The sequence below is a fragment of the Bradyrhizobium sp. 186 genome, assembly GCF_023101685.1.
Lineage (GTDB): Bacteria > Pseudomonadota > Alphaproteobacteria > Rhizobiales > Xanthobacteraceae > Bradyrhizobium.
The window spans coordinates 6,067,991-6,080,997 of the sequence record NZ_CP082164.1 but is presented as its reverse complement, the minus strand read 5'-3'; the positions used below and the strand labels follow the sequence as shown (position 1 = coordinate 6,080,997).

Genomic DNA, 13,007 nt, shown 5'->3' with positions numbered 1-13,007 from the left:
AAGGCGCGGGCATTTTGACGGAACGATGAGACGATCAGTTACGGACGGTGATGCAGGAGATATCGGCGCGCTTCAGGGCGCGGCAGACGGCTTCGGCCTGGTCCCGCTCGAGCCCGGCGAAGCGGGCGCGGTAGAGCTTGCGATTATCCTTGGCGAGGACCGGCTCGGTGAACGGATCGGCCTTGCTGAGCAGGCCTCGGGCCGAGCTGCGCGCGGCATCGATGCGCTGCTGGGCTTCGTTCTCGCTCTCGAGGGCGCCGACCTGGACGATCCACCCGCTGTGGGTGACGACCGACCGGGTGGTGGCGCTCATCTGGATCGGCTGTGGCGCCGGATCGGCGGAGGCGAGCTTCGGAGCAGCCGGGACGGGTGCGGCGGCGGTTGCGGCCGGCAGCACGCCGAGGATGCCGTTGCCGGTGCCGAAGCCCGCCGGCTGTCGCGGCAGTTCGGTACGGGCGAGTTCGGCCTTCGGCGCCTCCGGTTGGCTGACGATCTCCGGCTTGTTGATGAGATCCGCCCGGGCGACGACGGCGCTAGACGTTTCGGCGACATCGGAGCGGGACGAAACGGTATTGGTGACCTGCGGCGCAGCCTGCGTCGGGGCGGCGGAGGCAACCTTTGCGGCACCGGCCTTGACCTGAACCGTCTTGACCCGAACCGGCTTCATCGGCTCGGACGAGCCCGGCATGATGGAGAGCGGCTGGCTCGCGATGACGCCGCTGGTGAGCGGAGCGGGCTCGATCTTGGCCTCGGCCTGCCTGGCGTCTGCCTTGAAGTCAGGCTTGGGCTGCGCCGGCGGCATTGCCGCGGTCGCTGCCGCAAGCGCCGACGGGCGAGAGGCGGGACGCGGTGCAGCCGTTTCGGGAGCAGGTGCGGCCGCAGCCTGGGCCTGCGGCGCCGGGCGGACCGGAGTATCCGAAGCATCGGCGACTTCGATGTTGTCAGAACCGCTGCGCTCAGTGATCGCGGCAACGGTGCGGGTCGAGGCGCCCTTGTCCAGGTTCTCCGCGAGCAGGTTGCGCATGATGGCGTCGCGCGAACCGCCGCTGCGGCCGCCCAGCACCACGCCGACCAGATGGCGGTTGCCGCGGCGCATCGAGGTCACGAGGTTGAAGCCGGAGGCGCGGGTGTAGCCGGTCTTGATGCCGTCCACGCCCTCGACGCTGCCAAGCAGGTGATTGTGGTTGCGGATCGACTGTCCCCGGAAATTGAACGAGGCGGTCGAGAAGTAGCGGTAATAGCGCGGGAAGCGCTCCTGAATGGCGCGGCCGAGCGTGGCCTGGTCGCGCGCCGTCGTCACCTGCTCGTCGTTGGGCAGGCCCGAGGCGTTGCGATAGACGGTCTTGGACATGCCGAGCGAACGCGCCTTGCGCGTCATCATCTGGCCGAAATCATCCTCGTCGCCGCCGATCGCTTCCGCGATCACCACGGCTGCGTCGTTGGCGGAACGGGTGACAAGACCCTTGATCGCGTCCTCGACACGGATGGTCTGGCCGGGGCGCAAATTGAGCTTGGTCGGATCCTGTGCGGCGGCGTGCTGAGACACCGGCATTTCGGTGTCGAGCTTCATCTTGCCGGACTCGAGACGCTCGAACAGCAGATAGAGCGTCATGATCTTGGTGAGCGATGCGGGATGGCGCAGCCCATCGGGGCTGGTCGACTGAAGCACCGCGCCGGAATTGCCATCGACGATGATGGATGCGAATTGCGGGCTGTAGCTTTCGGAGGCATCGCGCTGCACCCGGTGGTGCGCGTAGGAGCGATGCCGATGGCGCCGCGCCTCGGCAGCATCGGTGGTGAAGATGACCGCGGTGGTGATCGTAAGAAGCCCGAAAACCCCAACCCGCGCCAAGCGCGAGGAAGACAAGTTTTTACGAAGCATGAAACCCCGTCCCCGTTTCTGACTTGATCACCGGCTCGTGAGGCGAAATTGTGCCCTGCGGACCCGGGATCATTACCTGCTCAAGCTGCCCCTCCGCTGGTGTTCGCTGCGGGGGACGTTGGGCCTGAGCCGCTGTTCTGGCTAAGGTGGTGTTCTAAAACGGCTTTTGGCCGCTCGCGGAAGATGAACACGTCCAGGGAATCAGGGTAGGGGGCCGCGGTTTCCAAAAGCTTAAGGAACCATTGCGGGAAACCCCGGGAATCTCAGCGACTTGTATTTATTTTTGTGCGTCGCACAAGATTCTTGACTTTTTTGTGCGTTGCACTAATTATGGGCAGCGTCAGGGGGCCCAAGCTTCCCGACGAAACGCCAGGGAAAAGGATCCAAGATGTTCAAGGTTGAAGACTTTCAGAATTACGGGAAAGAGCAGTTCGAGACCTGCGTTGCCTCCGCGAGCTCGATGCAGCACGGCATCCAGGCGATCGCCAGCGCCTATGGCGACTACACCAAGAAGTCGTTCGAAGACACCAAGTCCTTCGTCGAGAAGCTTTCCGGCGTGAAGTCGCTGGACAAGGCGCTGGAAGCGCAGACCGATTTCGCCCGCACCGCCTACGAGACCTTCGTCGCTGAATCGCAGAAGATCGCCGGCCTCTACAACGACCTCGCGAAGCAGGCCTTCAAGCCGGTCGAGACCATCGCATCCAAGTTCACCCCGGCCGCTCACTAACCTTGCGGACTCCTGGAATCGAAAAGCCCGGCTGAATCAGCCGGGCTTTTTTATTTGCGGGCGAGATATCCGTCCGCGCGCCACGCGCAGCTTCGACAGCGGGGCGCCGATGGCCTTGAGCGCCGCGACGATCGCGTCTTCTGCCGAGCGTGATCTCGACGCATTGCTGTATCAGCGGCGCTGCGTGTTGAGGCCGTCGTAGAGCAGCACGATCGCGTCCTTGTAGGTGTAGCTGGTATCCTTGGCCGGCGCATTCACGACATGCTTGCACCGTAGAAATCCGGACGTATCCCCACGCGAAAGCGTCGCAGCCGCGTTACGGCGGGTTCCTGGTCGACATGTTCTAAAGGGTCGGGGCGGAAGTTTTTGTCAAATCGGTCCGGATTGATTAACCTTGGCCAGGATCGCCCGAACCGGGAATCGGGACCGCCATGGCCGCATGGCCGGACCTTGCATGCTTGCGGCGAGCCGGGGGCAGGCCCATATTCCCTGCAATCGATCCGGCTTGGACCGGATCGGTTGGAAGCGGCGATCCAACAAGGCGGCGCGCCTGTGCGAAGCTCCGAAGGGTGGGGCTGCGCGGCGGACCGTCATACGCTTCCGTGGGGAATTTGAACGCCTGAGCCATGCCGCAACTGTCTTCCAAACTTGACCTGCCCGCGGCGGCCGCCGCCCACGCTCCCCGGATGAGCAATGACGAGAACCGCCCCGGCGGTCCCTCCGCTCCGAACACGTCCGTCATCACCAAGGTCAAACCGAAGACCAAGCGGCCGAACCTGTATCGCGTGCTGATCCTCAACGACGACTACACGCCGATGGAATTCGTCGTCCACGTGCTTGAGAAGTTCTTCCAGAAGGACATCGAGGCCGCGACCAAGATCATGCTGCACGTCCATCATCACGGCATCGGGGAGTGCGGCGTGTTCACCTACGAGATCGCCGAGACCAAGGTGACGCAGGTGATGGATTTCGCCCGCAAGCACCAGCACCCGCTGCAATGCGTGATGGAAAAGAAGTAATCTTCGTCGCGGCTTGTTCGGAGCCGGCCTGTGCATGTCGCATTGTGATCGTCGCGTGACGTCTGCGCGATGCCCGTCTCGGCCGGTGAACTTGCGAAAATTTGCGTCAGCGCCGATCCCGCCCAAATCGGAACGGGTTTTGCATCGAAAGTGCCGCAGGTGTGTCGCCGCCGAGTCGCGGAACCGGTCTTTCGCCGCGATCTTGGATAACTATATGTGACAAAGGTTGTTGTTGCCTGACCGGGCGATGGCGATCATGATGGTGGGGGCCATAGAGGACGCGAATGCCGACTTTTTCTCAAAGCCTTGAACAATCCCTGCATCGTGCACTGGCGATCGCAAACGAGCGTCATCACCAATACGCGACGCTCGAGCATCTCTTGCTCTCCTTGATCGACGACTCCGATGCAGCCGCCGTCATGCGCGCCTGCAGCGTCGATCTCGACAAGCTCCGCACGAGCCTGGTCAATTATCTTGAGACCGAATTCGAGAATCTGGTGACGGACGGCGCCGACGACGCCAAGCCGACCGCCGGTTTCCAGCGCGTGATCCAGCGCGCGGTGATCCACGTGCAATCCTCCGGTCGCGAAGAGGTGACCGGCGCCAACGTGCTGATCGCGATCTTCGCCGAGCGCGAGAGCCATGCCGCGTATTTCCTGCAGGAGCAGGACATGACGCGCTACGACGCCGTCAACTACATCAGCCACGGCATCGCCAAGCGGCCGGGCGTCTCCGAGGCGCGCCCCGTGCGCGGCGTCGACGAGGAGACCGAGGCCAAGGGCAGCGAGGACGCCAAGAAGAAGGGCGAGGCGCTCGAGACCTATTGCGTCAACCTCAACAAGAAGGCTCGCGACGGCAAGATCGATCCGGTGATCGGACGCAATTCCGAGATCAACCGTGCGATCCAGGTGCTGTGCCGCCGGCAGAAGAACAATCCGCTGTTCGTGGGCGAGGCCGGCGTCGGCAAGACCGCGATCGCGGAAGGCCTGGCCAAGCGTATCGTCGACAGCGAAGTGCCGGAGGTTCTGGCGGCTGCCACCGTGTTCTCGCTCGACATGGGCACGCTGCTCGCCGGCACGCGCTACCGCGGCGATTTCGAGGAGCGCCTCAAGCAGGTGCTGAAGGAGCTCGAGGCCCATCCCAACGCCATCCTGTTCATCGACGAGATCCACACCGTGATCGGTGCTGGCGCGACGTCGGGCGGGGCGATGGACGCATCGAACCTGCTCAAGCCCGCGCTTGCCTCGGGCACCATCCGCTGCATGGGCTCGACGACCTACAAGGAGTACCGCCAGCACTTCGAGAAGGACCGCGCGCTGGTGCGGCGCTTCCAGAAGATCGACGTCAACGAGCCGACGGTCGAGGATGCGATCGCGATCCTGAAGGGTCTCAAGCCCTACTTCGAGGACTACCACCGGCTTAAATACACCAACGAGGCGATCGAGGCCGCGGTGCAGCTCTCCTCGCGCTACATCCACGACCGCAAGCTGCCGGACAAGGCGATCGACGTGATCGACGAGTCCGGCGCGGCGCAGATGCTGGTCGCCGAGAACAAGCGCAAGAAGACCATCGGCATCAAGGAGATCGAAACCACGATCGCCTCGATGGCGCGGATCCCGCCGAAGAGCGTGTCGAAGGACGATGCCGAGGTGCTGAAGCATCTCGAACAGACCCTGAAGCGCACGGTGTTCGGTCAGGACAAGGCGATCGAGTCGCTGGCGGCGTCGATCAAGCTGGCGCGTGCCGGCTTGCGCGAGCCGGAGAAGCCGATCGGCTGCTATTTGTTCTCGGGCCCGACCGGCGTCGGCAAGACGGAAGTGGCAAAGCAGCTTGCGGCAAGCCTCGGCGTCGAGTTGTTGCGCTTCGACATGTCCGAATACATGGAGCGGCACACCGTGTCGCGCCTGATCGGCGCGCCTCCCGGTTATGTCGGCTTCGACCAGGGCGGTCTGCTCACCGACGGCGTCGACCAGCATCCGCATTGCGTGGTGCTGCTCGACGAAATCGAGAAGGCGCATCCCGACCTCTACAACGTGCTGCTCCAGATCATGGATCACGGCCGGCTCACCGACCACAACGGCAAGCAGGTCAATTTCCGCAACGTGATCCTGATCATGACCACGAATGCCGGTGCTTCCGATCTCGCCAAGCAGGCGTTCGGCTTCACGCGCTCCAAGCGTGAAGGCGACGACCACGAGGCGATCAACCGGCAGTTCGCGCCGGAATTCCGCAACCGTCTCGATGCCGTCGTCTCGTTCGGCCATCTCAGCGTCGAGGTGATCGGTACGGTCGTGGAGAAGTTCGTGCTTCAGCTCGAGGCCCAGCTCGGCGACCGCGACGTCACCATCGAGCTGTCCGAACCCGCCAAGACCTGGCTGGTGAAGCACGGCTACGACGAGCAGATGGGTGCGCGGCCGATGGCCCGCGTGATCCAGGAGCACATCAAGAAGCCGCTGGCCGACGAGGTGCTGTTCGGCAAGCTGAAGGGCGGCGGCCACGTCCGCGTCGTCCTGGTCAAGGACGAGGCCGACGAGACCAAGGACAAGATCGGCTTCGAATTCGTCGAGGGCCCGGTCACGCCGAAGCAGGAAAAGCTGCCCGGCGCCCGCAAGCGCCCGCCGGGCAAGTCCAACAAGCCGGGCGGCCCCGGCGGCTCGAAGGGGCCGACTTCCAAGGGGCCGCTGGTCAAGGCTTGATCAACTCATCTCATGAATCGAAAAGGCCGGCTGAAAAGCCGGCCTTTTTGTTGACGCCGATGTTGGACCACAAAGCGGCCTTACGTACCCGCCTCGGGCGCGAGCGGTGGCCGCGGCTTCTTCGGAGCCCGCGGCGCGGCATGCGGGACCGACGGCTGCATCGTCACGACGACCGGATTCGGCTTGTGATCGGTTGCAGCCCCGTTGCGGCATCGACCCGGCGGCCCCGGAGGTGGGTATGTCGCGGCTGAGCGGCACGATCTGTGGTTCATAGCCTTCCTTCTGGAAGGCAATGGAGATGTCAGCGTTCCGCTTGACGACTACGGAGCAAGGCGTCGTGCAAGTGGTCGGAACGTCCATTCCGCTGATCACGGCTTCAACACCCGAGGGTATCGATGAAATGCCCCTTCTCCCGTCGTCAATGAAGCGCAACTGGAGCGCGAGGGCAACGGATCGTTCCTCCAGATAGTTAAACCCGCAGAAGTTGTGGACAGGGCCACGCCTGGGCGGCGGGTCCTGCTATTCCCCCCCGCAAGCGCTGATCGTCCTGTACGCGGACGTGCTCGGCGCCGCGCGCGCCCGCGGGCGACAGGCGCAGCATGCTCAGCGCCGCGCCGCAAAGCGCGAAGCCGACGCCGGTGAGCAGCGCGATCCTGGTTCCGTCGACCGGATAGCGGCCGAGGAATAATGCCACCAGCGCCGCGCCCGTGGTCTGGCCGAGCAGCCGCGCCGTGCCCAGCATGCCGCTGGCGCCGCCGGCGCGCTCGCGCGGGGCGGCCGCGATCATGGTGCGGTTGTTGGGCGTCTGGAACAGGCCGAAGCCGGTGCCCGCCAGTGCCATGCGCCAGATCACGTCGAGCGGTGTGGGCGCCGCCGGCAGTAAGGCGAGCGCGCCGAGGCCGCAGGCGAACAGCGTGAGCCCGATGCCGCCGAGCAGGCCGGCCGGATAGTGCTCGACCAGCCGGCCGGCGAGAGGGGCCGCGAAGGCCACAGCGATCGGCCACGGCGTGATGAGCAGGCCCATATGCACGGCTGAATAGCCGAACCGGCGCTGGAGGTAGAAGGGGATCGCGACGAAGGCCAGCATCTGTCCGCAGAACGAGGCGATCGAGGTCGCAATCGACAGCGCGAAGACGGGGATACGCAAGAGGTCGACCGGCAGCAGCGGCGAGGCGATGTGGGTTTCGCGGTACGTCAGCAACGCGCCGGCGACGATGGCGATGCCGAACTGCACGAGGCAGGTGATGGCGGCCTCGCCATGGCCGACGCTGTCGATCGCGGCGATGCCGACGCCGAACGTGATCGCGGAGAGGCCTGCGCTCTGCCAATCGAAGGAATGGCTCGCAGGCTTCGTGTGGGGCAGGCTGCGCAGGCCCAGTACCAGCGTCACCACGCCGAGCGGGACGTTGATGGCGAACAGCCAAGGCCAGCTTCCGACCGCGAGGATGCCCGCAGCGAGCGTCGGCCCGACCGCGGCCGAGAAGGCCACGACGAGCGCGTTGAGCCCGATGCCGCGGCCGAGCTGGCTGCGCGGATAGGTGAAGCGCACCAGCGCCGCGTTGACGCTCATGATGCCGGCCGCGCCAAACCCCTGCACGATGCGCGCGATCGTGAGCAGCGGCAGCGTATGCGCCAGCGCGCAAAACGCGGACGCCAGCGTGAACAGCACCAGCCCGGCAAGATAGACGCGGCGATAGCCGACGATCTCGCCGAGCGAGGCGAGCGGCAGCAGCGAGATGGTGATGGCGAGTTGATAGCCGTTGACGATCCAGATCGAGAAGGCCGGGCTCGCGTCGAGGTCGGCCGCGATCGTCGGCAGCGCCACGTTGGCGATGGCGCTGTCGACCACAGCCATGGTGATGCCGAGCGCAATGGTCAGGATCGCCTGGTTGCGCTGGGGCTGCGGCAGGCCGTCGGCATGCTCGATCGGGGCGGCCGACATGATGGAGGCGAGCTTGATTGGAGCCGTGATTCATCCCCGGATTAGGAAATTGCAGGATTGATCGCAACCCGGCAGGACACGGACAGTTCCGGTGCCCGGGAGCAGGTCCCCCGGCGCCGCAGCATGGGTCAGGATGGCTTTCGCAACCTCACCAGCCTGCAGGATGCCACGGCATGCGCTAGCCGGCTTGGTGCAGCTCAAGCCGAGATGTGTTTGCCCGCAACGTGCAAGTAGTGCGTCGCCTACACCGGTGGCGGATTGCGGTCGGTGAAGGTCGTCCGCTGGTGCCAATAAGGATAGGGCAGCGTGACCTTGCTCGCTGCATCGAGCTTTCCAATCTGCTCCTTGGTCAATGACCAGCCGACCGCGCCGAGATTTTCGCGCAGCTGCGTCTCGTTGCGCGCGCCGATGATCAGCGTCGAGACCGTGGGACGCTGTAGCAGCCAGTTCAACGCAATCTGCGAGACGCTCTTGCCCGTCTCCTTCGCGACTTCGTCGATGGCGTCGACGACGCGATAAACGTGCTCGTCCGGCACGGGCGGCCCGAAATCGGCGGTCTTGGGCAGGCGGCTGACCTCAGGCTTGGGTTGGCCGCGACGGATTTTTCCGGTGAGGCGCCCCCATCCGAGCGGGGACCAGACCACCGCGCCGAGTCCTTGGTCCAGGCCGAGCGGCATCAGCTCCCACTCGTAGTCGCGCCCGATCAACGAATAGTAGGTCTGATTGGCGACGTAGCGCGGAAAGCCGTGCTTGTCGGCAACGGCGAGCGACTTCATCAGGTGCCAGCCCGAAAAATTCGAAACGCCGACGTAGCGAACTTTGCCGGCGCGCACGAGCACGTCGAGGGTCGCGAGCACCTCTTCGGGCGGAGTGAATGCATCGAAGCCGTGGAGCTGGAACAGGTCGATGTAATCCGTACCAAGCCGGCCCAGCGAAGCGTCGATGGCCGCGAGCAGATGTTGCCGTGACGACCCGATATCGTTGGGTCCATCGCCGAAGCGGAACGTTGCTTTGGTCGAGACGAGAACCTTGTCGCGGCGGCCTTTGATGGCCTCGCCAAGAACGCGCTCGGATTCGCCCAGCGAATAGACGTCGGCAGTATCGAACATCGACACGCCGGCATCGAGGCAGATATCCAGAAGGCGGCGCGCCTCAGTCACGTCGGTCGTACCCCACGCCGCGAGGCGGCCAACGCCGCCGAAGGTGCCCGTTCCGAGGCTCAAGGCGGGCACCATGAGGCCCGACCGGCCCAAGCGTCGGTATTCCATCGATATGCTCCTCGGCTAGCCGCTGATTGATCCGTGCGGTCTTGTTGACGAATGGTAACGCAAGCATGCGCCTTGTACCATCACGCGCGCACATAGCGGCTCTGCTTTCCAAGCTCCGCATTCGCTACGGCAGGCTTGTCGTTTGCAAGTTTGCGGCCGTGATCTTCGCGCGCAACCAGGCCTCGAACGCGCCGACATGGCTGCGACCTTTGGTTTCGGCCGACCGCACCAGATAGTAGGACACCGTCTCGACCTCGAATTCGGGATGACGGAACGGCGCGACGAGCGTGCCGTTTTCCAGTTCGTCGGCAGCGAGGATCTCGCTCTCCAGGACGACGCCGAGACCTTCGACAGCCGCGTCGATGGCCATGGTCGATCGGTCGAACCACAATTCGTGGCGTGCCTTGATAGTCGAGCCGACGACCTTTCGCAGATAGTCGGTCCAGGTCAGCGCGTTTGAGGAATGGATCAGCGTGGCGCGGGCGAGATCGCCGGGCTCGCGAAGCCCGAGCTGCTCGATCAGCTGCGGACTGCAGAGCGGGCGCAGGCGCTCCGCCAGGAGCGGTTCGATCTGCCGGCCATTGACGACGGGAGGGCGTCCATAGGCAATGGCGAGATCGAAGCGAATGGTTTCGAGATCGCGCAAGTCGGCGATGGTCGACAGGATCCGCGGTTGAAGCCATTTGGCGGCAAAGCTCGGACCGCTCGCGATGAACAGATGATCCCGCTGCGACTGGGGCGCCACCAGCCGCGTCGCGCCCATGATCGTTCCGAACGCGCGCTCGATCTCGCTGGCATAGAGGCGGCCGGCATTGGTGAGCACCGCGCGGCCGGCGTGCCGGGAGAAGACACGAACGCCGAGGAAATCCTCGAGCTTGTGGATGTGGTGGCTGATCGCGGAGGGCGTCACTCCCAGTTCCTCGGCGGCGCGGCTGAAGCTGCCGTGTCGCGACGCGGCTTCGAATGCCGACAGCGCCCTGAGCGGAGGCATTTTCGGCCGTTGCGTTGACTCGGCTTCATCGGCTGCTGAATTTTTTGAACTGGCGTTCATCATGCCTGCCCGGTACGAATTTCCCCGTTGCACAGGCAATCTTCGTACCGCGAACGCCCTGAAGTAACAGCTTCGTGCCACAAAAACCGACCTGACAACGGTGAGCCGCTTCCGCATCGCCGCGCCGCATGGCCGTGCGGCGGATGCCGCTTGCCCGAGGAGAACGCATGACTTCAGCGCTGAAACAGGCCGCCGACGAATTCCTCGTCCGATATGGCGGAGACGTCTTCCCGAACCTCTTCACGTCGGCGAAGGGGACGATCGTGACCGATAGCGACGGGCGCGAATATCTCGATTTCACCTCAGGCCAGATGTGCGCCACCATCGGCCACAACCATCCCGCCATCGTCGCTGCGGTGGCGAGTGCAGGGAAGAAGGCCTTCCATCTCTTCAGCGGGATGATCCCCGAGGTGGTCGCCGAGCTCGCCCAGGTGCTGGCGAGAGATTGGCTTCCCGGTGATCTCAAGCGCTCGATCTTCATCAACACCGGCTCGGAAGCAACCGAAGTCGCGCTCCGGATGGCCAAGATGTACACCGGCGGCTACGAGGTTCTCGTTCTCGGCGGCTCGTGGCACGGCATCACCGGTGGAGCAGCCTCGGTCTCCATGGCGAGCGACCGCAAGGGATATGGAGTGCCGCCTCCCGGCGTGTTCGTGATCCCGGAGCCGAACGCCTACCGCCCCTACATCGCAAGCGGCAGCGAGGACGAGTCCGCGCTCGCCAATCTCGAGCTCGCCCTGAAGATGTTCGACATGCAGTCGACCGGGCGGGGCGCTGCCATCATCGCGGAGCCGGTGATCAGCGCCGGCGGCGTGCTGGTTCCGCCGAAGGCGTTCATGGAAGCGCTGCGCAAGGCGGCCGACGCGCGCAGCATGCTGCTCATCTTCGACGAGGCCCAGACCGCCTTTGGACGCATCGGCAGGAAGACGGGCTCTGAATATTTCGGTGTCGTCCCTGATATCATGACCATGTCGAAGACGCTGGGCGGAGGGCTTCCGCTTGCGGCGGTGTCGACCACCGAGGCGATCGAGAACAAGCTCCACGACGATCACTTCACCTACTACACCAGCCACGTCTCCGATCCCCTACTTGCCGAGGTGGGGCTCGCAGTGCTGCGCGTGATCGCCGAAGAAAAGCTCGTCGAACGCGCCAACGTCATGGGCGCCCACCTGCGCAGCCGGTTCGAGGGGCTCCAGCAGAAATACGAGCAGATCGGCGACATCAGAGGCATGGGCCTCCTGCTCGGCGTCGAGCTGGTCACCGACCGCAACAGCCGGCGCGCGGCCCACCAGCTCGGCGGACTGACGACGAAGAAGTGCTTCGAGTATGGGCTGAGCATGAACATCCGCCGCCGGCCCGAGCGCGGATCAGTGTGGCGCATCGCGCCGCCTTTGACCGTCTCGACCGAGGAGATCGACCGCGCCGTCGATATCCTCGATCGGGCCCTGAGGGAAAGCCTCGACGAGCTGTCGCGAAACCCCGCCGCTTAGGAACTGGTCGGAGGCTGATATGATCCGCAGATATTCACTGACGCTTGCCATTGCCGCCCTGTCGCTTGCTCTACTCGATGTTCGAGCGGCGCAGGCGGCGAGCCAGACGCTGGACAAGATCAAGGAGGTCGGCAAGATCACCTTCGGTTACCGGGAGGCTTCTATACCGTTCGCCTATCTCGGAGCCGATCAGAAGCCGACCGGGCTCTCGCTCGAACTCTGCTCCGCGGTGGCCGACAAGGTCAAAGTCGCGTTGCAGCGGCTGGAGCTAGAGATCGAATACGTCCCAGTGAATGCGTCCAATCGCATTCCGCTGCTCCAGAACAGCACGATCGACGTCGAGTGCGGCAGTACGACCAATACCGCCGAACGGCAGAAACAGGTCTCCTTTTCCATTGCTACCTATGTGGCTTCGCCGCGCTGGCTGGTATCTGCCTCGTCGCGGGTGACGGAGCCGAAAGGACTTGATGGGCAGACGGTCGTCATCACGCAGGGCTCGCTGAACTTCGGTGTCGCCAAGAAGATCCTCGATGACCAGAAGCTGAATGTGACGATTGTTCAGGCCAAGGACCACGCCGAATCACTGCTCATGCTGGGAACGGGCCGCGCCGCGGCGTGGTTCGAGGATGACATCCTGGTCGCTGGGCTCGTCGCGAACGCATCCGATCCCAAGGCGTTCCGGATGCTCGCGGCCACCTATGCGCCGTCCTACTACGGGCTGATGACCCGCAGGGAGGATCCCGAGTTCAAGGCGCTCGTCGATGCCGCGATCAGGGAGAAGATGGCTTCCGGTGAGTTCGACAGGCTCTACGTCAAGTGGTTCGAGTCGCCGATTCCGCCGAAGGGACGGAACCTCCAGCTCCCCATGAGCGAAGCGATGAAGGGACGCGTCGCATCGCCCAGCGATGCGCTTGCGCCATAGGCGGCGCTGT

Annotated in this window: 9 protein-coding genes; 5 read left to right on the top strand and 4 right to left on the bottom strand. The window is 64.3% G+C overall.

The genetic code is table 11. The features are described from left to right. Positions 1-34: 34 nt before the first annotated feature. Positions 35-1,882 carry a D-alanyl-D-alanine carboxypeptidase gene (locus tag IVB18_RS29275; RefSeq protein ID WP_247983861.1) on the bottom strand — a complete coding sequence of 616 codons (1,848 nt, stop codon included), beginning with the start codon at positions 1,880-1,882 and terminating at the stop codon, positions 35-37. A gap of 388 nt (positions 1,883-2,270) precedes the next feature. Here IVB18_RS29275 and IVB18_RS29270 point away from each other — a divergent pair, with 388 nt between their 5' ends. From IVB18_RS29270 to clpA, 3 genes are all read left to right on the top strand, one after another. Continuing rightward, positions 2,271-2,609, top strand: a complete 339-nt coding sequence (locus IVB18_RS29270) for a phasin family protein (RefSeq protein WP_247983860.1) — start codon at positions 2,271-2,273, stop codon at positions 2,607-2,609. A gap of 686 nt (positions 2,610-3,295) precedes the next feature. Further along, entirely contained in the window at positions 3,296-3,628 is a 333-nt protein-coding gene (gene clpS, locus IVB18_RS29265; RefSeq protein ID WP_247983859.1) for an ATP-dependent Clp protease adapter ClpS, read from the top strand. Between the two features lie 284 nt (positions 3,629-3,912). Next, positions 3,913-6,324: an ATP-dependent Clp protease ATP-binding subunit ClpA gene (clpA, locus tag IVB18_RS29260; RefSeq protein ID WP_247983858.1), complete on the top strand. Its 2,412-nt coding sequence runs from the start codon at positions 3,913-3,915 to the stop codon at positions 6,322-6,324. A 469-nt stretch (positions 6,325-6,793) separates the two neighbouring features. Here the strand turns inward: clpA and IVB18_RS29255 are convergent, their stop codons facing one another. From IVB18_RS29255 to IVB18_RS29245, 3 genes are all read right to left on the bottom strand, one after another. After that, entirely contained in the window at positions 6,794-8,266 is a 1,473-nt protein-coding gene (locus tag IVB18_RS29255; protein ID WP_247983857.1) for an MFS transporter, read from the bottom strand. Between the two features lie 242 nt (positions 8,267-8,508). Next, positions 8,509-9,534 carry an aldo/keto reductase gene (locus tag IVB18_RS29250; RefSeq protein WP_247983856.1) on the bottom strand — a complete coding sequence of 342 codons (1,026 nt, stop codon included), beginning with the start codon at positions 9,532-9,534 and terminating at the stop codon, positions 8,509-8,511. 124 nt (positions 9,535-9,658) lie between these two features. Beyond that, the gene (locus IVB18_RS29245) at positions 9,659-10,525 is read right to left on the bottom strand and encodes a LysR family transcriptional regulator (protein WP_247983855.1); all 867 of its coding nucleotides are present in this window, start codon (positions 10,523-10,525) and stop codon (positions 9,659-9,661) included. 227 nt (positions 10,526-10,752) lie between these two features. Between IVB18_RS29245 and IVB18_RS29240 the strand changes: the two genes are divergently transcribed. Both IVB18_RS29240 and IVB18_RS29235 read left to right on the top strand, forming a co-directional pair. Then, positions 10,753-12,075, top strand: a complete 1,323-nt coding sequence (locus tag IVB18_RS29240; protein WP_247983854.1) for an aspartate aminotransferase family protein — start codon at positions 10,753-10,755, stop codon at positions 12,073-12,075. 19 nt (positions 12,076-12,094) lie between these two features. Continuing rightward, positions 12,095-12,997: an amino acid ABC transporter substrate-binding protein gene (locus tag IVB18_RS29235; protein ID WP_247983853.1), complete on the top strand. Its 903-nt coding sequence runs from the start codon at positions 12,095-12,097 to the stop codon at positions 12,995-12,997. Positions 12,998-13,007: the final 10 nt, after the last annotated feature.